At 72.3% G+C, this 23,954-nt stretch carries 26 protein-coding genes; 15 read left to right on the top strand and 11 right to left on the bottom strand.

Annotation, left to right across the window (positions count from 1 at the left end; all coding sequences use genetic code 11):
* The first annotated feature begins 57 nt into the window (after positions 1-57).
* The gene (locus ACIP98_RS13835) at positions 58-1,047 is read left to right on the top strand and encodes a helix-turn-helix domain-containing protein (RefSeq protein ID WP_401975786.1); all 990 of its coding nucleotides are present in this window, start codon (positions 58-60) and stop codon (positions 1,045-1,047) included.
* A gap of 3 nt (positions 1,048-1,050) precedes the next feature.
* Here ACIP98_RS13835 and ACIP98_RS13840 read toward each other — a convergent pair whose 3' ends face one another.
* From ACIP98_RS13840 to ACIP98_RS13850, 3 genes are all read right to left on the bottom strand, one after another.
* On the bottom strand, positions 1,051-2,064 hold the full coding sequence (locus tag ACIP98_RS13840; protein WP_401975787.1) for a PP2C family protein-serine/threonine phosphatase: 1,014 nt from the start codon (positions 2,062-2,064) through the stop codon (positions 1,051-1,053).
* A gap of 237 nt (positions 2,065-2,301) precedes the next feature.
* Complete coding sequence (locus ACIP98_RS13845; protein ID WP_401975790.1) at positions 2,302-2,955, bottom strand: hypothetical protein; 654 nt, start codon at positions 2,953-2,955, stop codon at positions 2,302-2,304.
* 316 nt (positions 2,956-3,271) lie between these two features.
* Positions 3,272-3,709: a MarR family transcriptional regulator gene (locus tag ACIP98_RS13850; RefSeq protein WP_319657699.1), complete on the bottom strand. Its 438-nt coding sequence runs from the start codon at positions 3,707-3,709 to the stop codon at positions 3,272-3,274.
* Positions 3,710-3,771: 62 nt separating this feature from the next.
* Between ACIP98_RS13850 and ACIP98_RS13855 the strand changes: the two genes are divergently transcribed.
* Positions 3,772-4,866: a hypothetical protein gene (locus tag ACIP98_RS13855; RefSeq protein WP_401975793.1), complete on the top strand. Its 1,095-nt coding sequence runs from the start codon at positions 3,772-3,774 to the stop codon at positions 4,864-4,866.
* Between the two features lie 59 nt (positions 4,867-4,925).
* Here the strand turns inward: ACIP98_RS13855 and ACIP98_RS13860 are convergent, their stop codons facing one another.
* From ACIP98_RS13860 to ACIP98_RS13870, 3 genes are all read right to left on the bottom strand, one after another.
* Positions 4,926-5,963 (bottom strand): magnesium and cobalt transport protein CorA, encoded by a 1,038-nt coding sequence (locus ACIP98_RS13860; RefSeq protein WP_319657697.1) that lies wholly within the window; start codon positions 5,961-5,963, stop codon positions 4,926-4,928.
* Between the two features lie 526 nt (positions 5,964-6,489).
* On the bottom strand, positions 6,490-6,837 hold the full coding sequence (locus ACIP98_RS13865; protein WP_319657696.1) for a winged helix-turn-helix domain-containing protein: 348 nt from the start codon (positions 6,835-6,837) through the stop codon (positions 6,490-6,492).
* 285 nt (positions 6,838-7,122) lie between these two features.
* Positions 7,123-7,296 carry a CsbD family protein gene (locus ACIP98_RS13870; protein WP_319657695.1) on the bottom strand — a complete coding sequence of 58 codons (174 nt, stop codon included), beginning with the start codon at positions 7,294-7,296 and terminating at the stop codon, positions 7,123-7,125.
* A 243-nt stretch (positions 7,297-7,539) separates the two neighbouring features.
* Here ACIP98_RS13870 and ACIP98_RS13875 point away from each other — a divergent pair, with 243 nt between their 5' ends.
* The 4 genes from ACIP98_RS13875 (at position 7,540) to ACIP98_RS13890 (ending at position 11,318) form a co-directional block, all read left to right on the top strand.
* The gene (locus ACIP98_RS13875) at positions 7,540-7,710 is read left to right on the top strand and encodes a DUF5670 family protein (RefSeq protein ID WP_319657694.1); all 171 of its coding nucleotides are present in this window, start codon (positions 7,540-7,542) and stop codon (positions 7,708-7,710) included.
* A 352-nt stretch (positions 7,711-8,062) separates the two neighbouring features.
* Complete coding sequence (locus tag ACIP98_RS13880) at positions 8,063-9,034, top strand: TIGR03557 family F420-dependent LLM class oxidoreductase (RefSeq protein WP_319657693.1); 972 nt, start codon at positions 8,063-8,065, stop codon at positions 9,032-9,034.
* 204 nt (positions 9,035-9,238) lie between these two features.
* Positions 9,239-10,108, top strand: a complete 870-nt coding sequence (locus tag ACIP98_RS13885) for a hypothetical protein (RefSeq protein WP_319657692.1) — start codon at positions 9,239-9,241, stop codon at positions 10,106-10,108.
* A gap of 577 nt (positions 10,109-10,685) precedes the next feature.
* A complete protein-coding gene (locus ACIP98_RS13890) occupies positions 10,686-11,318 on the top strand; it encodes a UdgX family uracil-DNA binding protein (RefSeq protein WP_401975796.1) in 633 nt (210 codons plus the stop codon).
* 64 nt (positions 11,319-11,382) lie between these two features.
* Here the strand turns inward: ACIP98_RS13890 and ACIP98_RS13895 are convergent, their stop codons facing one another.
* Entirely contained in the window at positions 11,383-11,889 is a 507-nt protein-coding gene (locus ACIP98_RS13895; protein ID WP_401975799.1) for a DUF6328 family protein, read from the bottom strand.
* Positions 11,890-12,095: 206 nt separating this feature from the next.
* On the opposite strand from ACIP98_RS13895, the gene ACIP98_RS13900 reads away from it, so the two are divergent.
* The 3 genes from ACIP98_RS13900 (at position 12,096) to ACIP98_RS13910 (ending at position 13,858) form a co-directional block, all read left to right on the top strand.
* Entirely contained in the window at positions 12,096-12,512 is a 417-nt protein-coding gene (locus ACIP98_RS13900) for a hypothetical protein (protein WP_401975801.1), read from the top strand.
* Positions 12,454-12,885, top strand: coding sequence for a response regulator (locus ACIP98_RS13905; RefSeq protein ID WP_319657688.1), 432 nt, complete (start codon positions 12,454-12,456; stop codon positions 12,883-12,885). The genes ACIP98_RS13900 and ACIP98_RS13905 overlap by 59 nt, the downstream gene beginning before the upstream one ends.
* Before the next feature lie 124 nt (positions 12,886-13,009).
* A complete protein-coding gene (locus tag ACIP98_RS13910) occupies positions 13,010-13,858 on the top strand; it encodes an RNA polymerase sigma factor SigF (RefSeq protein WP_401975803.1) in 849 nt (282 codons plus the stop codon).
* A 59-nt stretch (positions 13,859-13,917) separates the two neighbouring features.
* Here ACIP98_RS13910 and ACIP98_RS13915 read toward each other — a convergent pair whose 3' ends face one another.
* Positions 13,918-14,361: an SRPBCC family protein gene (locus ACIP98_RS13915; RefSeq protein WP_401975806.1), complete on the bottom strand. Its 444-nt coding sequence runs from the start codon at positions 14,359-14,361 to the stop codon at positions 13,918-13,920.
* Between the two features lie 314 nt (positions 14,362-14,675).
* On the opposite strand from ACIP98_RS13915, the gene ACIP98_RS13920 reads away from it, so the two are divergent.
* The 3 genes from ACIP98_RS13920 to ACIP98_RS13930 all read left to right on the top strand — a co-directional run bounded on the left by ACIP98_RS13920 (position 14,676) and on the right by ACIP98_RS13930 (position 16,997).
* Positions 14,676-15,446, top strand: a complete 771-nt coding sequence (locus tag ACIP98_RS13920) for an SDR family oxidoreductase (protein ID WP_319657685.1) — start codon at positions 14,676-14,678, stop codon at positions 15,444-15,446.
* Positions 15,447-15,518: 72 nt separating this feature from the next.
* The gene (locus tag ACIP98_RS13925) at positions 15,519-16,532 is read left to right on the top strand and encodes an aldo/keto reductase (RefSeq protein ID WP_401975809.1); all 1,014 of its coding nucleotides are present in this window, start codon (positions 15,519-15,521) and stop codon (positions 16,530-16,532) included.
* Between the two features lie 48 nt (positions 16,533-16,580).
* Positions 16,581-16,997, top strand: a complete 417-nt coding sequence (locus ACIP98_RS13930; protein ID WP_319657683.1) for an SRPBCC family protein — start codon at positions 16,581-16,583, stop codon at positions 16,995-16,997.
* Here ACIP98_RS13930 and ACIP98_RS13935 read toward each other — a convergent pair.
* The 3 genes from ACIP98_RS13935 to ACIP98_RS13945 all read right to left on the bottom strand — a co-directional run bounded on the left by ACIP98_RS13935 (position 16,955) and on the right by ACIP98_RS13945 (position 19,747).
* Positions 16,955-17,587, bottom strand: a complete 633-nt coding sequence (locus ACIP98_RS13935; RefSeq protein ID WP_401975812.1) for a hypothetical protein — start codon at positions 17,585-17,587, stop codon at positions 16,955-16,957. The two genes, ACIP98_RS13930 and ACIP98_RS13935, sit on opposite strands and share 43 nt — an antisense overlap.
* Before the next feature lie 243 nt (positions 17,588-17,830).
* Complete coding sequence (gene murQ / locus ACIP98_RS13940; protein ID WP_319657681.1) at positions 17,831-18,745, bottom strand: N-acetylmuramic acid 6-phosphate etherase; 915 nt, start codon at positions 18,743-18,745, stop codon at positions 17,831-17,833.
* Positions 18,746-18,802: 57 nt separating this feature from the next.
* Positions 18,803-19,747: a MurR/RpiR family transcriptional regulator gene (locus tag ACIP98_RS13945; RefSeq protein ID WP_319657680.1), complete on the bottom strand. Its 945-nt coding sequence runs from the start codon at positions 19,745-19,747 to the stop codon at positions 18,803-18,805.
* Between the two features lie 217 nt (positions 19,748-19,964).
* On the opposite strand from ACIP98_RS13945, the gene ACIP98_RS13950 reads away from it, so the two are divergent.
* The 3 genes from ACIP98_RS13950 to ACIP98_RS13960 all read left to right on the top strand — a co-directional run bounded on the left by ACIP98_RS13950 (position 19,965) and on the right by ACIP98_RS13960 (position 23,894).
* Positions 19,965-20,993: an N-acetylglucosamine kinase gene (locus ACIP98_RS13950; protein ID WP_401975815.1), complete on the top strand. Its 1,029-nt coding sequence runs from the start codon at positions 19,965-19,967 to the stop codon at positions 20,991-20,993.
* A gap of 2 nt (positions 20,994-20,995) precedes the next feature.
* The gene (locus ACIP98_RS13955; RefSeq protein WP_401975818.1) at positions 20,996-22,567 is read left to right on the top strand and encodes a sodium:solute symporter; all 1,572 of its coding nucleotides are present in this window, start codon (positions 20,996-20,998) and stop codon (positions 22,565-22,567) included.
* A 142-nt stretch (positions 22,568-22,709) separates the two neighbouring features.
* The gene (locus ACIP98_RS13960; RefSeq protein ID WP_401975820.1) at positions 22,710-23,894 is read left to right on the top strand and encodes an anhydro-N-acetylmuramic acid kinase; all 1,185 of its coding nucleotides are present in this window, start codon (positions 22,710-22,712) and stop codon (positions 23,892-23,894) included.
* Positions 23,895-23,954 lie beyond the last annotated feature (60 nt).

Genomic DNA, 23,954 nt, shown 5'->3' on the forward strand with positions numbered 1-23,954 from the left:
AAGCAGTGGCACCGAGTGCCGCGGCTTGCGGCGCTCGGCCGAGGACGTGGTTCCGACGTGCGCGGGGACATCGTGATCAAGGCATTCTGTACCGACATCCTTCCGCCCGACGAGAGGGCGCAGTACTGGACGGACGCCGTCCACCGATCGCTCACCCGGCTGGAGGTCAGGCCGCACGACGGCGCCGCGGTGCGCGGTTCGCTCCGGCGGATCTCCATCGGCGACATCCATGTGGCCCACGTCGAGGCGAGCCCCCAGCGCATGGCGCGGACCCGCGGGATCATCGCCAATGACCCCAGCGGCCTGCTCATCGTGAGCCTGCAGGAGACGGGCAGCAGTGTCGTGGTCCAGGACGGGAGGGAAACACCGCTGGTCGCCGGAGAGTTGGTCCTGCTGGATTCCCGGCGTCCCTACGTCCAGGATTTCCCCGGTGATGTGCGTCAGGACGTCGCCGCCGTTCCCCGCGGGCTGCTGGACGTCTCCGACGCGTGTCTGCTGCTCGCCACCGGCCGGGCATGCTCCACCGGCAGTTACATCGGCGGGATCCTCGCCGCGTACATGAGCCGGCTTGCCGCTGCGGCCGAGGTGGGCGTCTGCCCGCCCGGTCCGAAGAGATACCTGGAGCGGGGGATGGCCGACGTCCTGAACGCGCTGGTCGTGCATCAGGTACGACGGGGCAGCGGTGCCACGCCGACCGCGGAGGAGGCGTTGCTGCGGCAGATCCGCGTGTACGTCAGGGCGCACCTGGACCGAACGGAACTCTCCCCGGCGACGATCGCGGCCGCGCACCACATCTCCGTCCGGTATCTGCACCTGCTCTTCCGTGGCGAGGACATGACCGTCGGCCGGTGGGTCCAGCACCTGCGGCTGGAGGCGTGCCGTGATGATCTCTCGCGTCCCGAGCTGGCCGGGGCGACGGTGGCGGCCATCGCGCAGCGACGGGGTTTCGCGAGCCCGGCGCACTTCAGTCGGATCTTCCGTGCGGCCTACGGCATGACTCCGGGCGAATGGCGCTGCAGAGCCGGCCACTCCAGGCTTCCGGGGTGACGGTCACGACCGGCGGGGGAGTGCCGCCGTCCCCTCCTCTCCGCGCCGGGCCAGCGCGATCAGGGCGAGATCGTCGGCCGGCAGCGCGCCGCAATGGGCGACGACGTCGTCGAGGATCTGCCCGAGGACGCCGCGCAGACGGTCCTGACTGCGCCTGAGCCGGTCGTTCCACGTCCAGGTGGCGGCCCGCTCCAGCAACGGGAAGCACACCCCGGCGCGGTCACGGGCCTCGATGAGACTGTCGGTGTACAGCAACAGCGTGTCGTCAGGGCCGAGTTCGAAGGCGCTCTCGTGCGCCCGGACGTCACACAGGGAGCTCAGTCCCAGGGGAGGGCAGGGATGCCCCGGCAGCAGGGCCACGTCCCCCCGGCGGGCCCGCACCAGCGGCGGATGACCGTAGTTGACCATGTGTGCGAGGGGCTCGCGGTCCGGCACCTCGAGAAGGAGCGCGGTCACGAAGCGTTCGTCGGCGTCGTCGTGCGCGTCGGCGAGGTGCCGAAGGAAGCTCGCCTCCAGGCGGGCGGACAGCTCGGTCAGGCTGGGGGCCTGCGGCGCCCACTCACGGAATGCCCCGAGGACGGCGATGACGTCCAGGAACGAGGACAGTCCCCTCCCTCGCACATCGCCGATGATGACCCGGGTGGCCGCGTCGGCCCGGGCGACCGCGTAGAGGTCCCCGCCGACCCGGGCCCGACCGCCGGAGGCACGGTAGACCGAGGCGAGAGCCAGGCCGCCGACCCGTGACGGGAGCGGCCGCAGCAGCACGTCCTGCACGGCGTCGGAGACCGCACAGGCATCCGCCACCTGCCGTCGGCACCGCCGGTGCAGCCAGCCGCAGGCCACCGCGGCCTCCGAGGCCGGGACCAGCCGCAGGGCGTAGGAAGCGGGACCCGGGTGGCAACCCGGCGGAACGGCCGCGCACACCGCGAGGGTGCCCAGCAGCGTCCCCGCGACCATCACGTGCCGCACCCAGGGCCGCTTCGCCGACCTGTCCGCGAACTCTCCCGGGTCGGTCATGGCTGCCCTCCCGCCGTGCGTGACGTCCGGCGCGGCCGGGAGGCGGCGGCGCGTCGTGGTCGCGGGTCTCCCGTACATCGGGCGTCGAGTGGTGGTCGATGCCTGACCGTAGGCGAGGCCGCGACGGGGGAATTGCCTCGCAGCGCATGACACGTTGACCGACCACGCAACGCCCGTACAGGCGTGGCCCGGCGCCCCTCTCGACGCGCCGGGCCGTTCCGCGGCATGTGGTGCCGGCTACCACCGGATGACGACGTACCCGGGGCCTCCGTCGGCGCCCGGGCCTCCCGCGGGTCCGCCGTCGCCGCCCACGCCCGCGTTCCGCGGCGGTGCCAAGGGGGCGGTGACCGGACCGGGGGGAGCGACCGTGCCGTCCACCGCGGGGCTGCCCCCTTCGCCGGTGGTCAGGCCGGGGGCGCCCTGGTGGACGAGGCCGCCGTCGCCGGCGGCGGGGTCACAGGCGCCGGTGCCGCCGGTTCCGGGGAAGCGGGGATCGGAGCCGCCGCCGCCACCCCGGGCGACAGCCACCGCCGCGCCGGAGGGCGGCGCGGTCAGGTAGGTGAACCCGGCGGTGGCGCCGGGAGCCCCGGGCACGCCCCCGGCGCCGCCCCCGGCGACGACGACCAAGTGGGCCTCGCCGGGCTGCACGTGGACGGCGCACGAGGCGAATCCGCCGGCGCCGCCGCCCTGGCCCCCGCTGCCGTCGTCGCCGCCACCCGCGCCGCCTCCGCCCGCGCCCCACACCTGGACGAGGATCGTGCTGACGCCGCCGGGGGGCACGAAGGCCCCGCTGGTGGTGAACTCCTGCGTGCCGTGCACGGCGTTGGACCCCGCCGGATCGACCGGATCGACCGGTTCGGCGTGCCCCTGCGGCCCGGGCGTGTCGCGCACCGCGCCACCCGTCGCGGCCCCACGTTCCACGGCTCCCGCGGACGCCGTACCCGTCACGGCGCCGGAGGCCAGCGCCACACTCGCCGCAATCGTCCACGCGCGCGCACGGACTCGGTGCCGTCGCGGCGACACCCGGGGTCCGGCAATTCGGTACAACACGCCACCTCCAGGGGCTGGCTCTTCGACGAGCGGCCTGTGCCGCCTCCCCTCCCTGGGCGGGAGAGATGCCGTGGACGGCAGCGAGCCCACCACAAGAGTCGCCCTGGGTGTGACCCGGTGCACATTCTGTAGCCGACCGGGGGACGCCTTGCCTGATTCAGCCGGCCGCGTTGTAGCGCTGGAGGTGGTCGGCCAGCTGCTGCACGTCCGTGTCGTCCCAGTCGGCGAACCGCCCCGCGAAGGCGATCCGGCGTCGTTCGTTCGCCTCCGCCAGCAGCCTGAGGCCCTGTTCGGACGGGCGGAGGATCTGCCCGCGCTGGTCCTGCGGGTCGGATCCGCGCGCGATGAGCCCGGCGCGTTCCAGCATCGCGATCTGGCGGCTGACGGTGGACTTGTCGAGCAGGAAGTGCGAGGCCAGGTCCGTGCCGCGGCAGCCGCCGCGCTCCTTCATGTAGTCGAGCATGCCGTAGGCCACCAGGGACAGTTCGGGGTGGATCTGCGTGGCGCGCGTCCGGGCGCGGCGGGCGAACGCGGTGAGTTCGCGCTGGATCGTGTCGATGGCTGTGTCACGGGCCGGCATCTGGACCTCCTTCATTTAGATGTATCGTACAATGAAAAAGGTTGTATTTGCCAATCATATTGAGAGGTGCCTTCCCCATGACCGCATCCCCGGCCGCCGCCTCGGGAGGGGCCCATGCGCACGCGGCCCCCCGACTGCGCCACAGCGCGGGGCACATCGTTCTCCACCTGGTGACCCCGCTGCTGATGTGCCTGGGCATGGGCCTTGCCTACCTGGGTGCCTTCCACGCCCCCGAGCCGCACGGGATGAAGGTGGCCGTCGTCGGGAACGGGCCGCGCGCGCAGGTCCTCGCCCAGACGCTCAAGGACAAGGCCGGCGACGCGCTGGACGTCAGGACGGTCCCCACGCGCGCCGCCGCGGTGCACCAACTGATGGACCGCGATCTGGCCGGTGCCTACCTCCCGTCCACGGAGCACCCGCGACTGCTGGTCGCCAAGGCCAACTCCGACACGACCGCCACGGCCGCCGAGACCGTCTTCCGCCTGGTGGCCGACGAGAAGGGGATCGCCCTGGACGTCACCGACGTCGCGCCCACCTCGCAGGGCGACCCCACCGGGCAGGGGCTCTTCTTCGTCCTGGTCACCATCAGCATCGGCTCGTACGCCAGTGTCGCCGCCATCGGCGCGGCGGGCGCCACGCTGCGGCTGTGGACCCGGGCCGCCATCGGCCTGGCGACCTCACTGGTGGTGAGCGTGATCGGCACGGTGCTCGCGGGACCGCTGTTCCACGTCGTCGATCACGACCTCGCCGGCGTGTGGGCCATGGCGTGGCTCTACTCGGCAGGCATCGTCGCCATCGGCATCGGCCTGCACACCTTCCTCAAGCGGTGGACCACCCTGACGATGATGACGCTCTTCGTCATGCTCAACTTCACCACCTCGGGCGGCATCTTCCGCCCCGAACTCCAGAACGGCTTCTTCGGCGCGCTCCACGCCTTCTGGAACGGCGCGGGCTTCGTCGAGGGCGTCCGCAGCCTCCTCTACTTCCCCTCCGGCGCGGGCCTGGCCGGCCGCGTCACCTCACTCGTCCTGTGGCTCGGCGCGGGCCTCGTGGCGCTCGCCGCGGCGGACACCGCGGAACGGCGCGCCCGCCGGGCCGGGGCGCCGCCCGCCCCGCTGCCGGCGGCCGAACGCGAGGCCGAGGAGGAGATCGGCGAGGCCGTCGCCGTCTGACGCCCACCCGGCCGCGCCGACCCGCGCCGTGCCGTTCCGCGCCGTGCCGTTTCGCCGTGTCAGAGCCAGTCGTTGCGGCGGAACGAGCGGTACGTGAGGGTGCAGGCGATGACGATGACCACCAGGACGAGGGGATAGCCGAAGGTCCACCGCAGTTCCGGCATGTGGTCGAAGTTCATGCCGTAGATGCCGACGATCATGGTGGGTACGGCGATGATCGCGGCCCATGCGCTGATCCGGCGCAGGTCGGTGCTCTGCTGGATGCCGAGTTGGGCGAGATTGGCGGACAGCACGCTGTCGAGCAGTTCGACGAAGCCGGTGATGCGCTCCGACGCCTGGTCGAGATGGTCGCGCACGTCCCGCAGGTACGCGCGGATCTCCGGGTCGCATCCCGGCACCCTCCCTTCGGCCAGGTCGCGGAGCGGCAGGGCGAGCGGCAGCACCGCGCGGCGGAGTTCCAGCATCTCCCGCTTGAGCTGGTAGATGCGCCCCGCGTCGTCGGTGCGTTCGGGTGAGAAGACGTCGGCCTCCACCTGTTCGACGTCGGCCTCGACGGCGCGGATCACCTCCAGGTACCCGTCGACGACGGTGTCCGCGATGGCGTGCACGACGGCGGCCGGGCCATGGGCGAGCAACTCCGGCTCCGCTTCGAGCTGTCGGCGTACGACGCGGAGGTCCGGGGAGTCGCCGTGCCGGACGACCACGGCGAAGTCCGGGCCCGCGAAGATCATGATCTGCCCGGTGGAGACGACTTCGCTGGTGGGCGTGAGCCGGTCGTGCTCGACGTACGCGGCGGTCTTCAGGACGAGGAACAGGGTGTCGCCGTAGCGTTCGAGCTTCGGGCGCTGATGGGCGTGGACCGCGTCCTCCACGGCGAGCGGATGCAGGCCGAACGCGTCGGCCACGACTTGGAGCTGGTCGACGGTGGGCTCCCGCAGCCCGATCCACACGAAGCTGCCCGTGCTCCGGTGGCACGCGCCCATGGCCTCGGTGAGGGGCAGGAGCCCCGGACGGCGCTCGCCGTCCTCGTACAGGGCGCAGTCGACCACAGGGACCGGGCGGCCGTCGGGGCGCGGTGCCGGGACCGGCGCTGTCATGACCTCTCCTCTCGGGCCGCTCGGGGGCGGATGCGCCTTCCATCATGACCACGCCGCCGCCCCTCCGGCGTCAGGGCGGCGTCAGGGTTCCGTGTGGACCGGGATCGGTGCCTGACCTGCGGGCATAGCGTCATTGCTGCACTCGGGCCGCCGTTGGCCCGGGTCGCGTACCGCCTTCGTTCCGGGAGGAACACCATGTGTCTGCGTGTCTACGGGGAAGACCCCGAGCCTGCCGAACCGGACCCGGCCGGGTCTGCCCTCGTGCCGGTCCGGTCGGGTTCCGTCGGCTGCACGCCCCGCTACTCCTACGCTGACGGGGACGTCGACGAGGAGGCCGCCGTCGCAGCCTCCGCCGCCATTTCCGTCGGCGAGCCGGCCGCGGCCCCGGTGCCGGTTCCGCGGCTGTACATGACGCTGCCCCGCCCGGCGCGGACCGTTCCCCCGCGCTCACGTTCGCGGGCCTGACGAGGCGTGACCCCCGCACCCTGGGCAGTCCCCCTCGCGTCGTGGCGTTCGGCACGAGGTCTCACGGTCTGAAGCGATAGCCCATGCCGGGCTCGGTGAGCAGGTGGCGGGGGCCGGCCGGATCGGGCTCGAGCTTCCGCCGCAGGCTCGCGAAGTAGATGCGCAGGTAGTTCGTGTTGTTCTCGTGGTCCGGCCCCCGGACGTGCCGCAGGATCTGACGGCTGGTCACCAGCCTGCCCGGCGGGTGCCGCAGCATGACGTCGAGGACGGCCCATTCGGTCGGGGTGAGCCGCAGCTCGTCCTCGTCGCCGTCCGCACGGCGCACGGTGGAGCGGCCCAGGTCGACCGTCCACTCGCCGATGTGCGCGATCAGGGGCGAGGGCTCTTCCGCGGTCGGCCGGCGGAGCACCGCCCGCAGGCGAAGGGGCCGGGGGCGCGAGGTGATGAGGCGCGGAGCCCGCTCGGGGTTGTGACGGCCTGAGAGGCTCCGCGGCGCGCATCGACAGCGACGATGACACCGATGCGCTCCGTCCACTGAAGTCGACCGGTGGCGGTGCGGCCGTGTGGCGCGGCGGCCGGGCCTGCGCTTTCACTCCAACGGAGGCGCGCGCCCCGTGGCGGACGGGCCCGTGCAGCCGACAACGCCTTGGGGCGGCCCCGGCGGGGCCGCCCCAAGGCGTCGCTGTTCCGGCGGTCAGTGCCGGCCGATGTCCTTGATCTTCTCCTTGGCCTCACGCGCATCGCCCACGGCCTGCTCGGCCCGGCCCTCGGCGGTCAGCCGTTCGTTGCCCACGGCCTCGCCGGCGGTCTTCTTGACCTTGCCGACGGTCTGCTCGGTCTTGGCCTTGGCCTTCTCGTTCTCGGCCATGGTGCTCACCTTCTCTGGCTTGACGTCGTGTGCTGTTGGTTCGTCTGACCGGTGAACCGTGCCGCAAACGTGGGCAGTTCGAACGAGAATTACAGGGCGCCATGTGCCGCGCGGGCGCATGGGATCGAGGGAAAGGGGCAGCGGGCGCGCACGTGGTTTCCCCGCATCCCGTGAAAGTAACGTGATCTTCGTGTGCTTGCCGGGCCGGGACAAGGGCAGGCGGCGGTCAGGAGGTTGATAACGATGGTTCCCCTGCTTCTGGTTCTGCTTCTGGCCCTGGTGCTGTTCGGTGCGGGCTTCGCCCTGAAGGCGCTGTGGTGGATCGCGGTGATCGTTCTCGTCCTGTGGCTGCTCGGCTTCGTCGCGCGGTCCACCGGGAGCGGCGGCCGCAAGGGCCGCTGGTACCGCTGGTAGAAGTGTCACGCCACCAGCCATGGGGGCCCGGCCGATCTCGGCCGGGCCCCCGCCCGCGTTCGGTGCGGCGGAGCGCGGGCTGCTGGGGCGTGGAGTCGGTGGCGCGGAACGATGGCGAGCACCGGAACGGGACTCCGGTCGTGCGACTGCTCGCCCCGCGCCGTATCCGCGGCCCTGAGGCGCCTGACCCCTGCGGCGTAACCGGACGGCGCCGGAAGCGTGCCTGCGCCCCGGAACGGACCCGGTGAGGAGAATCGGGAGCGGGCAGCGCGGGCGCCGCGCCGTGGGCCCCGGGGACAGCCCGCTCGCCGACCCGGTCCTGTCCGATCGTCAACCCGTTCGAAGGGATTCCATGACCGCCTACGGATACTTCCTGTCCTCGGAGGAGTTCGTCCCCGCGGAACTGCTCGAGCAGGCGCGCATGGCCGAGCAGGCCGGTTTCGAGGCGCTGGCCATCTCCGACCACTTCCACCCATGGAACGACGAACAGGGTCAGAGCCCGTTCGTCTGGTCCATGATCGGAGCGTTGTCCCAGGTGACGTCGTTGCCGATCACGACTTTGGTCACCTGCCCCACCGTCCGCGTCCACCCGGCGATCAACGCCCAGGCCGCCGCGACAGCGGCCGTGCTGACCAACGGGCGGTTCCGTTTCGGTCTGGGGAGCGGGGAGGCCCTCAACGAACACATCTTCGGCGACGCCTGGCCCGAGGCCGCGGAGCGCCTGCAGATGCTCGAGGAGGCCGTGCAGGTCATCAGGAAACTGTCCACCGGAGAGCGCGTCACCCACCACGGAACGCACTACACGGTGCAGAACGCCCGCCTCTACACCGTTCCCGAGGAGCCCGTTCCGCTGTACGTCTCCGGCTTCGGGCCGGAGGCCGCGGCGCTGGCCGGCCGTATTGGGGACGGCTTCGTGACGATGAAGCCCGACGCGACACTGGTGGAGCAGTTCCGTCGGGCCGGCGGAGGGAGCAAGCCGGTCATCGGTGGACTGAAGGTCTGCTGGGACACCGACCGGGCGCGCGCGGTGAGGACCGTGCACCGGCTGTGGCCCAGCGAGCAGCTTCCGGGCGAGCTGGCCCAGATCCTCCCCACCCCGGAGCACTTCGAGCAGGCGGCCACCCTGGTCACCGAGGACATGATCGCCGACGCCGTCGTCTGCGGCGACGCCACGGACGAGCACGTCGCAGCCGTCAGGACCTACTCCGAGGCCGGTTTCGACGAGGTCTACGTCAACCAGATCGGCCCCGACCAGAAGCAGTTCTTCGACTTCTACCGCGCCGAGGTCCTTCCCCGGCTGCGTAAGGGCACGTCCGCCGGCTGACCATGGGCGTCCGCGAGGACCGGGGCGCCGGGCACGGCCTGCCCGGCGCTTCCCACCGAGCGGATTGCGGCGGGTGCCCGCAGGATGGAGCGAAACCGGCCGCGGGCTCCTTCGGGCGCGGGCCGGCGTACAGCCCGGTCCGGAGGGTGCCATGGGTGCCGCCCGGCCCGCGGCCCGCCGCACGACGTATGCGAGGACCATGCGATGGCTGCGACAACCGATGCCCTCACGTCCGTACTGGAGGATGCCCGGCGGGCCCACTCCGCTGTCATCGCGCGCTTCGTGGCCGATCTGGCGGTCACACCGGAGGGGCCGCACCGGCAGGTGCTGGAGGAGCACGTGGCCTACGTGCAGGCCTGCATGACGTTGATGGACGGCTGCCTCCAGCGGTTGCGGGGGCGCCGCGTGCGGCCTGACCTGCTCGGCCCCGCCCGCCGCATCGCCCAGGACGCCGTGCTGGTCGGACGGATGCCCGTGGCCATGGCGTCGCGGATGGGGGCGGCGGCACTGCGCGGGCGCGGGCGGGGGCCGGCGGACGGGAGACGGCTCCTGAGGAACGTGGCTGACGAGTACGGCATCACCGCCCGCGCTCTGGCCGCCAGCCAGGCGGGGGAGACCGTCGCCTCCCATACCGGCGACGACGTCGCCCTCGACCTCTTCGCCGCGCTGCGCCGTGAGGACCAGCAGGTCCTGAAGGTCCTGGGGGCCAGTCTGACCGAACACGCCGCGGCCCTGGCCCGCAGCGGGGGCCAGGGAGCGCCGTTCGGGGGCCTACTCGGCGCGGTCACCCGCAAAGCGGTCTCCGCCTGGGACGGCGCGAGGAGGGACTGGGTGGGCGCGGGCGTCGCCGGTGCGCGGCGGGCGGCGGGCAAGGCGCAGGGGGCCGCGAGCCGGGAGGAGGCCCTGCCCATCGCTCGCTACGGCCGGATGACCGGCGCAGAGATCGCAGGAAGGCTGCACGGCCTGTCGTCTGCGGAACTGGCGTGGGTCGAAGGGTATGAACGTGCCCACGCCAGGCGCCCCGAGGTCCTGCGGGCCGTCGACAAGGCGCGGGCGGCTTCCTCCCCGTCCTGACCGGACGGGCACGGGCGCCGGGACGGAGACCGGGCATGGCCGAGCAGGAACAGGAGACATCCGCTCCATGCTCCCGAATGGCAGGGTCCCAGCCCGCGCCCACGCGAGGCCGAAGGCGGTCGTGGTCGGTCGACGGCACCGGGCGCGGCAGCCGGCTCCTGAGCAGGGCGCCCAGCCGCGGGCCAAGGCGTGGAGCACGCGTGAAGAGCGAGGGACGGCTCCGCGGTCGGACCACGGTCCCGGCCATCAGGACGGCGTCCGCCACGGTCGAACGGAGCGGCGGGAGCCGGACGAATGGCCCGCGGGGGAGCGTCGGCGCCGGCCCCGGGAGATGAAGGGCTTCGGCAACTTCGGCTCGCACGGTGTCGGTGAGGCAGGTGCGCCGGGCGGGAGCGCCCGTGCGGAGCGGGACCCGCGGCCGCCGGCCGACCCGCGATAAAGGCGCCGGCGGCCGCTCCGGTCCGCGGGCGCGCGGGGCCGCTCCGGTGGAGTGGCCTTGCGGCGGACCGGGAGTGGACCTGTCCCACGGCGCTCCCGGCGCCTGCTTTGTGCCGGTTGTCGCGGGTATGCGTCCGTCATGACCGCATACGACGCCGGTCCGTACGTGCCCGACGGGGCCGACGTGTCGGCCCTGCGGGAAGCGGCGGCCGGATGCCGCGGGTGCCCGCTGTACGCGGACGCCACGCAGACCGTCTTCGGGCGGGGCGAGGCGTCGGCGCGGGCGGTCCTGGTGGGGGAGCAGCCGGGGGACCAGGAGGACCGTCAGGGCGAGCCGTTCGTCGGTCCGGCGGGGAAGGTCCTCACCCGCGCGCTGGACGACGCGGGGATCGACCCGGACGACGTGTACGTCACCAACGCGGTCAAGCACTTCAAATTCACCGTGCCGGAGCGCGGCAAGCGACGCATCCACCAACAGCCGTCACTGCGCGAGGTCTCGGCATGCCGGCCGTGGCTGACGGCCGAGCTCGAACTCATCGCACCGCAGGTGGTGGTGGCCCTCGGCGCCACCGCCGCCAAGGCCCTGATGGGCCCCGACTTCCGGGTGACCCGGCAGCGGGGGAAACTGCTCACCCCGGACCCACCCCTCGACGGGGCGCAGGTGCTCGCGACCGTCCACCCGTCGGCGGTGCTGCGCGCCGGCGAGGGCCGGGAGGCCATGTACGAGAGCCTCGTGACCGATCTGCGCGTGGTCGCCGAGCAGTTGTCCTGACCGCCGCGGGCGGCACCCGAGCGCACCGCGGCCCGGCGGGTCCCGCCCCGGCGGGTGTGCGGGATCAGTCCTCGGAGAACCGGATCCGTGCCCACACGGGAAGCACGAACCAGCACAGCAGGTACCAGGCGAGGATTGCCGCCACCAGGTAGGGCACGTACGCGTCGTGGGTGGCGACGCGCAGCACCAGGAGCAGCGCCGAGGTCATGGTGGCCAGCAGGAGGACCAGCCCCACGAAGGTGAGCCGGGAGGCCCAGCGCACGGCCTGGGGCTTGATCCGCTGCCCCGACACCAGGCGGTGGAACGACACCGGGCCGATCAGCGCTCCGGTCGCCGAGGCGCCGAGGACGACCGTCACGATGTAGATGACCTTCTCGGTGTCGCCGAGTTGCGGGTAGTGCGGGGTGAACACGACCGTCAGCAGGAAGCCGAAGAGGATCTGCACGCCGGTCTGCGCGACGCGCACCTCCTGGATGAGTTCGCCCCACTGACGGTCCGCGCGCTCGTCGTGGGTCTCGTCGCGCCCGCGCCCGGATGCCTTGGGGGAAATGTCCTTGCCGTCGGAACTCATGTCGCCCTCCCGCGTGCCCGATGCCGCCCCTGTCCGGTGCGTGTACCCGGATGCGGCCGGATACCGATCGCAGGCACGGCGTCGCCCCGTCGGGCCGCCTCCGCCTCGACGGGCGGCTCCGACCGCGGCGCCGTCCGGAAGGGCGTCATCGAGATGTCGACAACCCTGGTTGTCGCCCGGTGCCGCGGGCGCCTACAGTGTGGCCCATGCCTGGCATTCACTTCTCATTGCGGATGAGTGAGGAGGAGATCGCCGCGCTCACCGCGGGGGCGGTCGACGGCCTCGTCCGCGAACTCGTCGGTCGCGCGTTCCAGCGCCTGCCCGGGGGCGAGCAGGCGCCCGCTCAGTCGGAAGCCCTGGCGCACCTGCACATGCTGGTCCATCTCCGGCAGGCCATCGAGCGCCTGGAAGAGACCGCCGCGCACGAGGCGGCCGACGCCGGTGCCGGTTACCCGCAGATCGGCAGGGCGTCCAACATGACCCGGCAGGGCGCCCGTCGCCGCTGGCCGGGACTGATCACCCAAGACCCCGCCCCCCACGCCTCCCCGCCCCCCGGAGCCCTCGATGATGATCGCCCCCGTCCGTCCCTTCGACGTGCTGCTGGTGGAGGACGACGCCGCTGACGCCATGCTCATCGAGGACGCCCTCACCGCCTGCGGCGCGCGCAACCTCACCCAGGTGGAGGACGGCGTCGCCGCCCTGGACTACCTGCGGGACACGGCCAGCCGGCGCCCCGACCTGATCGTGCTGGACCTCAACATGCCGCGTATGAACGGCCGCGAGCTGCTGGCCGTCGTCAAGCGCGACGAGGGCCTGCGGACGATCCCGGTCGTGGTCCTGACCACCTCCTCGGCGCCCGACGACGTCAGCGGCGCCTACCGGGAGCACGCGAACGCGTACGTCACCAAGCCCGTCAACCTGGACGACTTCGAGCGCGCCGTGCAGAGCATCGACGCCTTCTACCTCGACACCGTCACCAGGCTCCCGCGGGCGTAGCACCGAAGAGGGCACTTCGCACGCGGGAAAAGAGGGGGAATGCCGCGCTTCGCACGGGGTAGGCGGGTAAAGCGCAGGTAGCGCGGCACACGGGAGCACGTCACAGACGAGGAGGGTTGCTGAGATGCAGATCGCAGTGGCCGACAACGCTGTCAGCGCGACGCAGGACTTCGACGCCGTCGACGGGCTGCCCGAGGTGTCCGGCACGATGACGGCCCCGGAGGTCCGGCAGGTCTCCAAGGTGATGTTCGCGCGGCTGCAGACGCTGGAAGAGGGCACCGCCGACTACCAGTACGTCCGCAACACGCTGATCGAGATGAACACGGCGCTGGTGCATTTCGCGGCCCGCCGCTTCTCCCAGCGCGCGGACCAGATGGAGGACATCCTGCAGGTCGGCACGATCGGCCTGATCAAGGCGGTCGACCGGTTCGACCCCGACTACGGGGTGGAGTTCGTGACCTTCGCACTGCCGACCATCCTGGGGGAGATGAAGCGGTTCTTCCGCGACACCAGCTGGTCGGTCCACGTACCGCGGCGGCTCCAGGAGCTGCGAATCGACCTGGCCAAGGCCACCGACCTCCTGGCGGTCGAGTTGGACCGGGCGCCCACGGTCGCCGAGCTCGCGGCCCGGCTGGAGATCGGCGAGGACGAGGTCGTGGAGGCGATGACGGCCGCCAACGCCTATTCCGCCGCCTCCCTGGACGCCCCGGCCACCGAGGAGGGCGACCACGGGAGCGCGTGGGCGGACCGGCTGGGCTACGACGACGGCGCCTTCGGCAAGGTGGAGGAGATCGAGGCGGTCAAGCCGCTGATCCGGCAGCTGTCCGAGCGGGAACGGCTGATCCTCTCGCTCCGCTTCGTGCAGGACATGACCCAGGCGCAGATCGGTGCCGAGCTGGGAGTCTCCCAGATGCAGGTTTCCCGTCTCCTGACCCGGATCCTGGGCCGTCTGCGCACCCAGGCGCTGCAGTAGCCGGCGCTTCCCTCACGCCGGGGCCCCGTACCGGGGCCTCACGCGGCGCGGCAGGGCCGTCATCGCGGCAGGGCCGCATGGACGGCGTCCGGCATCGTGCGGGTGATCTCGTCGCCGAGCCGCTCGAACTCCCTGCGGAGGAAGGGGTCGGCGAGCCGTGCCGCGCCGTGGAAGCGGATCGTGGCGTTATAGGTGATCCGGGTGCCGGTGTCCGTGGGCTCGAAGGTGAGGTCGTCGGTGGAGGTGGCGGTCCTGTTGGTCCCGACGAACGTGAGGCGGCCGGCCTCGCGGCGTTCCAGCCGGTAATTTAGCTGGGTGCGGCGACCGCGGAACAGCGAGACGTTGTGCCACGTGGCGCCCTCGGCCGGTTCGCCCCGGCCGTGGGTCCGGGTGCATTCCCGGGTGCCGGGGTCCCAGTCGACGGCGTGCGCGAAGTCCGCGAGATAGTCGACCACGTCGGTCAGTTGCCGGGAGACGGTGAAGGAACGGCGGATCTGGACCATGGCGCTCTCCTGAGCTCGAGAAGGCCTTGCGGCCCTCGTGCCCGCCCGTCCGCGGTGGCATGCCGCCCGGCCGCCGCGCCGCAACGGCTCGCCGCGCGAGGTGGGGAGCCACCTCCGGATGCATCGGGACGTGTGCGTACCTAGCATGACAGAGAGGCCTGTGGGGAACCACGGACGAGGCCGTTGCCCGGATGACGGGCGCATCTCCCTCCACACGGAGCACACGCGCGATGCGGAAGGCACGAAGCCGTGCGCACCGGTCCCGCGGCGATGGGCGGCCGGTAGCCGGGCTCAGGACAAGGAGAAGCCCGAAAATGACCGACTTGAGCGGGCGCAGCGCCCTCGTCACCGGCTCGACCTCCGGAATCGGTGAGGCCATCGCCGCCGCCCTGGCGGCGGCGGGAGCCGATGTCGTCGTCAACGGGCGCAGTCCGGAGCGAGTGGCCGAAGTGGCCGAGGAGTTGGGAGTGCGCGGCATCGCCGCCGATGTCGGCGACGCCGGCGGGACCGCGGCCCTCGTGGAGCAACTGCCGGACGTCGACATCCTGGTCAACAGCGCGGGGGTGTTCCGCACCCAGCCGGTCTTCGAGATCCCCGACGACGAGTGGCTCCGGTTCTACGAGGTCAACGTGCTTTCGGGGGTACGCCTGTCACGGCACTACACACCGCGCATGGTCTCCCGCGGCTGGGGGCGGGTCGTCTTCGTGAGCAGTGAGGCCGGAATCCAGACGCCGACGGACATGGTGCACTACGGGGTCACGAAATCAGCGCAGTTGGCGCTGTCACGGGGAACGGCCCAGGAGGTCGCCGGCACGGGCGTCACCGTCAACTGCGTGCTGCCGGGGCCGACCCTCACCAAGGGCGTGGAATCCATGCTGTCCCGGCTGTACCCGGACCTGGCCGACGACGAGCGAGAACGCCGGTACGTGGCCTCGGGACGCGCCGCGACGTCGCTCCTGAAGCGTCTGATACGGCCGGAGGAAGTGGCCAGCCTGGTCGCGTATGTGGTGTCCGACCAGGCCTCGGCGACGACCGGTGCGGCACTGAGCGTGGACGGCGGCCTGACGCCCACGATCTTTCCCTGACCCCCTCCGGCCGACGCAGGCTCCCGTGGTTCGCCCGGCGGGGACGAAGTGGCCATCGTGAAGGGACACGTCATGAAACTCGATCACATCCTCCCGGCGCGCATCGGATTCGGCAGTGCGCCGCTCGGGAACATGTTCCGGGCTGTTCCCGACGAAGAGGCCGCGGCGACGGTCGACGCCGCCTGGGAGGACGGCACGCGCTACTTCGACACCGCGCCCTTCTACGGCTCCGGCCTGGCGGAGATACGCCTCGGTGAGGCACTGTCCGGGCGCCCGCGTGACGAGTACGTGCTGAGCACCAAAGTGGGACGTGTCATCCTCGACGAGACGGAGGATCCCGCCGCACGGGACCTGGGCGAGAAGGGCAACCTCTTCGAGTTCGGCCGCCCGAACAAGATGGTCCACGAGTGGACGGCCGACGCCACCGAGCGCTCGATCGAGGGCAGCCTGAAACGGCTGCGGACCGACCGCCTGGACATCGTCTGGGTGCACGACATCGCCCAGGACTTCCACGGTGACGTATGGCTGCAGAAGTTCGAAGAGGCCCGCACGGGCGCCTTCCGGGTGCTGACCCGGCTGCGTGACGAGGGCGTCATCAAGGCCTGGGGGCTGGGCGTCAATCGCACCGAGCCCATCGAGCTCACCCTCGCGCTCGAGGAGCCGCAGCCGGACGGGTTCCTGCTGGCCGGCCGGTACTCGCTGCTCGACCACGCGCACGCGCTGCAGCGGCTGCTGCCCATGGCCGAGGAACAGGGCGTGGGGATGGTCGTCGGAGGCCCCTACAGCTCCGGCATCCTCGCCGGCGGCAGCCACTTCGAGTACGTGGAGGCGCCGCCCGAGATCGTGGAGAAGGTCCGGCGGCTCAAGCAGCTCACCGACGAGCACGGCGTGAGCATCAAGGCCGCGGCCCTGCACTTCTCCCTCGCCCATCCCGTCTCCGCCGCGGTGATCCCCGGCGCGACCAAGCCCCGTCACACCGTCGAGGACCGCGCCGCGTTCCACGAGGACGTCCCCGCGGACTTCTGGTCCGCCCTGCGTGCCTCCGGCCTGGTCAGCCCCCTGGCGCCACTGCCGGGCGGGGCGTAGACCCCGCAGTCCGCCAACCCCCTTCCGACCAGAGCCCGGAGGTACCTCATGGCTTCGACCTCGGTGAGCAGGATCGTCCCGGCCTCGCCGGACCGCGTGTGGCAACTGGTGGGCGGCTTCGGTTCGTTGCCCGACTGGCTGCCCTACATCCCGAGCAGCACCCTGGAGGAGGGCGGCCGCACCCGGCGGCTGGCCAACCCCAACGGCGAGGTCATCGTCGAACGCCTCATCGCGTTCAACGAGGACGAGCGCCAGTACAGTTACGCCATCCTTCAGGCACCGTTCCCGGTCGTGGACTACCTTTCCACCCTGCGCGTCCACGCCGTCAGCGGCAACGACGACATCGCCGAGGTCCAGTGGTCGGGCCGCTTCGTCGCCGAGGGAGCGAGCGACGACGAGGTGGTGGCGCTGTTCACCGGCATCTACCGCGACGGGCTGGAGGCCCTGGACAAGGCGCTGGGCTGAGGACCGCTGTCGTGGTAGCCGAGTTCGAGCCAGCGGGTGCGGGTGCTCCAGGAGCCGAGGTCGGGGGTGTCGGCCAGGACGTCGTGCCAGGGCCGGGCACCGGAAGGGTCCGCGTCGGTGTGCGCGGCCGGCGGACGGCCGGGGCGCCCGGCCCAGAGCCGCACTCCCGACCGCGCCTCGGACTCGCGGACCGGCTCCCACATGCCCAACGAGAACATGCCGGCGAGCTGGTGCACGGCGATGAAGCTGGGCAGGCCGCTCTCGGGGTCCCCCGGGTCCGGGCGATCGGTGAGGGCGTGCCACAGGATGTACGGGTTGGGCAGCCGGACATCGGGCCGGAAGTGGTACACGAGCCGTTCCAGCCTGATCGAGCCGATGCGCGGCAGTCGCACCCGGGTGAGCGGGACGACCTCGCGTTTGCCGCCGGTCCAGGTCAGCGTCTGGTTCCGGCCCCTGTAGCCCGGCTCGCCGAAGACCGTGACATGGAGGTGTTCCCGTTGATCGGACCGGCGGTTGTGCAGCAGCCCCGCGCCGACGGCGCCGCCCACGGAGGCCAGACCCGCGAGGAGGATTGCGGTCTTGCGTTTCATCGGGACGCGCCACCTGTCTTCCGATGGGACGGGCCCGCCCATCATGCGCCACCGAGGGCTCATGGATCCACCGTCAGGCCGGGGGCAGGGGTGACCTTCATGGGGTCCCCACATTCCGCCGTCCGCGCCGCCGTCCCGCCCAACGCCGGTCACGGGCGATCTGCTGGTCGGTCGTGCCGACCGTGCGGGCCCCCGGTTCTCCGGGGGCCCGCACGGTGCGCCGCTCCTGGCGTGTCAGGTGGGTCAGGAGCGGGCGACGGCCGTCCGCGTGTCGCCCTGGGCCCGGGCGAGACGCTCGGCGGCCTCCTCGGCGGTGAAGCCGGCGAGGAGCATGACGATGGCGGTCTTGGCGTGGCCGCCCGCCGCGTCGAGGGCCTGGGCGGCGGTGTCCGTGTCGGCGCCGGTGGCCTGGGAGACCATGCGGCGGGCCCGGTCCACGAGCTTGTCGTTGGTCGCCCGCATGTCGACCATCAGGTTCCCGTAGACCTTGCCCAGACGCACCATCGAGGCGGTCGAGAGCATGTTGCAGACCATCTTCTCGGCGGTGCCGCCCTTGAGGCGGGTCGAGCCGGTGAGGACCTCGGGGCCGGTGACGACCTCGATGGGGATGTCGGCGTAGCGGCTGACGAGGGCGTCGCGGTTGCAGGCCACCGACACCGTGACGGCGCCCGCGGCCGCGGCGCGCTGCAGGCCGCCGACGACGTAGGGGGTGCGGCCGCTCGCGGCGAGGCCGACGACCGTGTCCCGCTCGTTCACGCCGATCCCGTCGAGGTCGGCGACCGCCCGCGCGGGCTCGTCCTCGGCGCCTTCGACGGCCACGATGAAGGCTCCCGGGCCGCCGGCGAGCAGACCCACGACCTGCTCGGGCGGGGTCCCGAAGGTGGGCGGGCACTCGACGGCGTCGAGCAGGCCGATGCGGCCGCTGGTGCCGGCGCCGAGGTAGATCAGCCGGCCGCCCCGGCGCAGCGACTCCGTGATCGCCTCGACGGCGTCACCGATCTGCGGGAGCGCGTCGCGTACCGCGAGGGCGACGGTCTGGTCCTCGGCGTTCATGACCGAGAGCAGTTCGGAGACCGGCATGCGGTCCAGTTCGGCGGTCCGGTCGTTGCGAATCTCGGTGCCGAGAGTGCCGAGAGTGCCGAGTGCGGTGAGGTCCACGGCGCGGTCGTCCTTTCAGGGGCGGTGCTCATGGTGGTGCTCGGGGATGGCCTGCGGTCAGTCGGCGGCCGGAGGGCGGCGCGGCGGCTGGGGGCGTTTGCGGCGCTGGACAGCCCCGTAGGTCTTCTGCAGCGCGGCGGTCGTGGCGTCGTAGGAACGCTGGGCCACGCCGACGAACAGGCAGTCGATGAGGGCGAGTTGGGCGATCCGGCTGACGGTCGCACCGGACCGGAAGGGGGTCTCCCGGGCGCAGGTCGTCAGCACGAGTTCCGCGCTCTCCGCCAGGGTAGAGCGCGCGACGTTGGTGAGGGCGATGGTGGTGGCGCCGCGTTCGGCGGCGGCCTGGAGGGGTTCGACGGTGTCCTCGGTCTCCCCGGAGTGGGAGATGGCCAGGGCCACGTCCCCGGGTCCGAGCAGGGCCGCCGCCGTGAGGGCGGCGTGCCGGTCGGTCCAGATGAAGGCCATGTGACCGATGCGGTGCAGCTTCTGGTGCAGGTCCTGGCCGACGAAGGCGCTGGCACCGATGCCGAAGATGTCGATCCGCCGGGCGCCCGCGACGGCGTCGACCGCGCGGCCCAGGGCCGCGATGTCGAGCTCGGCCCCGGAGTCCTCCAGGGCGCGGACCTCGTTGTAGACGATCTTGCTGACGATCTGGTCGAGCGTGTCGGTGGCGCTGATGTCGGTGCCCGGGGCCGGACGCTCGCCGCCGAGCGCGTGCTCGCGGGCAGCGGCCGCGGCGAGCGCCAGGCGCAGCTGCGGGTAGTTGGTGATCCCTATCGCCCGGCAGAACCGCATCACCGTGGCGACCGAGGTGTCGGCCCGCTCGCCCAGGGCGCTGATGGACAGCTCGGACGCCTGGCCCGGATCGGCCAGGACGGCGTCGGCCACCCGGCGTTCCGAAGGTGCCAGGGACGGCAGCGCCGCGCGGATGCGCGCCAAGGTGCCGCCGGCGGCATCGTCCGTGGACTGTGCCGGTGTGCGGGGTGGTTCCTGGCGGGCCATGGGCCGGGGTCCCTCCTGGTGGGGTGGGCGACACATTAACCACCCATCTGGGGTGCGTCAAAAATTTACGAATCGCATTACGCGAAGTTACTTATTGACATACGGAGGTCGGCCTTCCGATACTCGCTGCACCGCGATCCGCGCCGGTCACCCGGCCTTCCGGCTGTCCCGTGACCGCCCGACGCGTCGGATCCCTGCAGACACGAAGGCGTGCCGAATGACAGCAGCAGTGGCGGTGGACCTGGGCAAGACCGGCTGCCGTGCCGTGCTGTGGACCGGCGGCACCGCAGACGCCGGACTCGCCCACGACGTCCACGAGGTGCCCGGGGCCCCCGGGCTCGCCGCCGACAACGGCGTGGCCGCGGCCCGTGCCGCCGTCCGTGCGGCCGTCCTCCCGCTGCTCCCGCGCCTCCAGGGCGGGCACGGCGGCCGGCTGGACGCGGTCTGTGTGGGCGCGGCCGGGGCGGCGACCGCCCCGGAGGCGGCCCGCGCCCTGGCCGCACTGCTCATCGAGGACCTGCCCGCCGACGAAGTGGCCGTCACCAGCGACGCCGTCACCGCTCACGCGGGCGCCCTGGGTGGCCGCACCGGCGTGGTGCTGGCGATCGGCACCGGTTCCGTCGCCATCGGCATCGGGGACGACGGCTCGTACGCCCGCGTCGACGGCTGGGGACCCTGGCTGGGTGACGAGGGCAGCGGCGCCTGGATCGGCGCCGCGGGCCTGCGGGCCGCGCTCCGCGCCCACGACGGCCGTGGACCGCACACCGCGCTCCTGGCCGCGGCCGCCGAGCGCTTCGGCGACCCCGACCGGCTGCCCGCGGCCCTGGGCCGGGACGGGAATCCCGCCCGCACCGCGGCGTCCTTCGCCCCGCAGGTGGCCCGCGCCGCCGCCGCGGGCGACGACATCGCCACCACGATCGTCCGTGACGCAGCCGCCGCTCTCGGCGAGGCCGCGCTCACGGCCGCCCGCCGCATCGCCGGCGGCGACGCCCTCCCGGTCACCGTCACCGGCGGACTGACCGGTCTCGGCGAACCGCTCACCGGACCGCTCACCGCGGCACTCACCGGTTCCCCGCGCCCGCTCCACCTGCGCCCCCCGCTCGGGGACCCGCTGGACGGCGCACGCCTGCTGGCGCTCGACGCCTCGGCACCGCACGAACCCCACGTCGCCCGCCTGCGGCGGACGACGGCCCTCCCCACTGTCCCCACCCCGCCGGTGACCTCGCCGGCCGTTATTCAGGAGTGAGCGTGCGCCAACTCGACCTCGTGGTGGTCGTCGTCTATCTGATCGCGATCGCGGTGATCGGACTGCGCAAGGCCGGACGGCAGAAAACGGCGAAGGACTACTTCGTCGGCGAAGGCCACATGCCGTGGTGGGCGGTCTCGTTCTCCGTCGTGGCGACCGAGACCAGCGTGCTCACCGTCATCAGCGTGCCCGGCGGTGCCTACAGCGGCCAGGGCTTCGGCAACGTCGAACTCGCCCTCGGCTACGTGATCGGCCGCGTCATCGTGGCCACCGTGCTGATCCCGCTGTACAAGCGCGGTGGATTCGTCAGCGCCTACCAGTACCTGGGCAGCAGATTCGGGCTGAAACTCCAGGGCCTGGCCTCGGTGACGTTCGTCTTCACCCGGCTCCTGGCCGAGGGCGTCCGGCTGTTCGCCTCGGCGATCCCGATCAAGCTGCTGCTCGACGAGTTCGGTGTGCACGCCGGCTACCGCGTCATCATCATCGTGCTCACGGTGATCACCGTGGTCTACACCTACCTCGGCGGCATCAAGGCGGTCATCTGGACCGACGCCATCCAGATGGGCCTGTACCTGGGCGGCGCGATCCTCGCCATCGCCGTGCTCTCCGGCCACGTCGGCGGCGCCGGCTTCTCCAGCGCCCTGCACTCGGGCCACTTCAAGCTCTTCGACACCAACTTCGACTTCGCGCACATCCTCACCAGCCCGTTCGCCCTGCCGACCGCGATCATCGGCGGCGCGATCTTCGCGATGGCCAGCCACGGCTCCGACCAGCTGATCGTCCAGCGCATCCTGACCACCCGCACGCTGCGCGACGGCCAGAAGGCCATGATCGCCTCCGGCGTCTTCGTCACCGTGCAGTTCGCGGCCTTCTCCCTGGTCGGCGCGCTCCTGTGGTCGTACAACAAGGGCAAGGGCTTCGCGGACCTGGGTCTGGCCAGCTCCGACAACCTCTACCCGAACTTCATCCTGCACGGCCTGCCCGTGGTGATCTCGGGCCTGCTGGTGGCCGGCATCCTCGGCGCCGCGATGGGCTCGCTGTCCTCGGCGCTGAACTCGATGTCGAACTCGACGGTGTCGGACATCATCCACAGCTTCTTCCGCAGCTCGCCCTCCGAGGAGAACCTGCTCAAGCTCGCCCGGGTGATGACCCTGGTGTGGGCGGTGCTCATGGCCGTCTTCGCCTGCGCCTTCAGCGCGAACACGGGCAATGTCTATCTGACCGGTCTGACCATCGCGGGCTACACCTACGGTGCCCTGCTCGGCGCGTTCCTGCTCGGACGGCTCATCCGGCGCGCCAACGAGATCGACTCCATCGTGGCGTTCCTGGTGACGGTGGGTGTGATGACGTACATCGTGCGCGGTGTGAAGATCGACGTCACCGTGGCCGGCGCCACCGTGCCGACGGCGATCGCCGCCCAGTGGCTGGTGCCCATCGGCGTGGTGGTCACCCTGGTCGTCGGCGGCGTGATGAGCCTGTTCCACCGGGCCCCCGAGACCGCCGCGGTCCCCGCGGGCGACGCCGAGCCGGGCTCCGGCCCGGACCGCGTCGCGGCGGCCGCCGGCCGGGAGTGACGACGCCCCTGCCGTGAAGTGCGGGGCCGCCCGTCCCGGCGGCCCCGCACGCCCCCGTTCAGCACCAGCGAAGGGACAAGGGAGAAGTCATGCCGAACCGGCCCGGCCCGCGGCACCCGCGGCACCTACGTCAGGAGGCGTCGTGCGTGTGATCGGCCTCATGTCAGGCACCTCCTACGACGCCATCGAGGCGGCCGCCGCCGACCTCACCCTGGACGGCGACACCCTGGTCCTGCGGCCGCTCGGCCACCTCTCGGTGCCCTACCCCGACGACCTGCGGGACCTCATCGCCGCCACGCTGCCCCCGGCGGCCACGACGACGCAGGACATCTGCGCCCTGGACACCGGCATCGGCCAGGCCTTCGCCGGGGCGGCGGGACGCGCCCTGCGCGAACTGTGCGACGGCGCCGCCGACCTCGTGGTCTCGCACGGCCAGACCATGCACCACTGGGTGGAGGACGGCACTGTCCGCGGCACGCTCCAGCTCGGCCAGCCCGCCTGGATCGCCGAGGCCACCGGCCTGCCCGTCGTCTCCGACCTGCGCAGCCGGGACGTCGCCGCGGGCGGCCAGGGCGCCCCGCTGGTCGGCATGACCGACGCCCTGCTGCTGCGCGCCCTGCCCGGCACGCCCGCGGCGCTGAACCTCGGCGGCATCGCCAATGTCACCGTCGTCGCTCCCGGAGCCGAGCCGCTGGCCTTCGACACCGGCCCCGCCAACGCCCTGCTGGACGCCGCGGTGCGGCACTTCACCGGCGGGGCGGCCGCGTACGACGAGGACGGGCGCAGGGCCGCGGCCGGCCGTACCGTCCCCGAGCTGCTCTCGCTGCTCCTCGACGACCCCTACTATCGCAGGCCCGCCCCGAAGAGCACCGGCAAGGAGCTCTTCCACCTGCCCTACCTTCTGCGGGCCCTGGACGCGCTGCCCGCGCCCGGCCCGGGCCCGGACGACGTGCTGGCCACCCTGACCCGTCTCACCGCCGTCACCGTGGCCGACGCCTGCCGCGCCCACGGAGTCACCGAACTCGTCGTCTCGGGCGGGGGCGTCCGCAACCCGGTGCTGACAGGCATGATCGGCGAGGAGCTTCCGGGCGTGCCCCTGCGCCCCAGCGACGACCTGGGGCTGCCCTCGGACGCCAAGGAGGCCCTGGCCTTCGCTGTGCTGGGCTTCCTCACCGTCCACGGCCTGCCCGGCGCGCTGCCCTCGGGCACCGGCGCCCGCCGTGCCACCCTGCTCGGCAGCATCACCCCCGGGCTGTCGCCGCTGCGCCTGCCCGAACCCGCCGAACGCGTGCCCCGCCTGCTGCGCATCACCGGCCCCGCCGGCTGACCGCCCCGCCGCGCACCCACCGCGTCCGTCGCAGTACCCGAGGACCCGAGGACCGAGACC

It is taken from the genome of Streptomyces sp. NPDC088354, from assembly GCF_044753585.1.
In the GTDB taxonomy this organism is placed as follows: Bacteria; Actinomycetota; Actinomycetes; order Streptomycetales; family Streptomycetaceae; genus Actinacidiphila.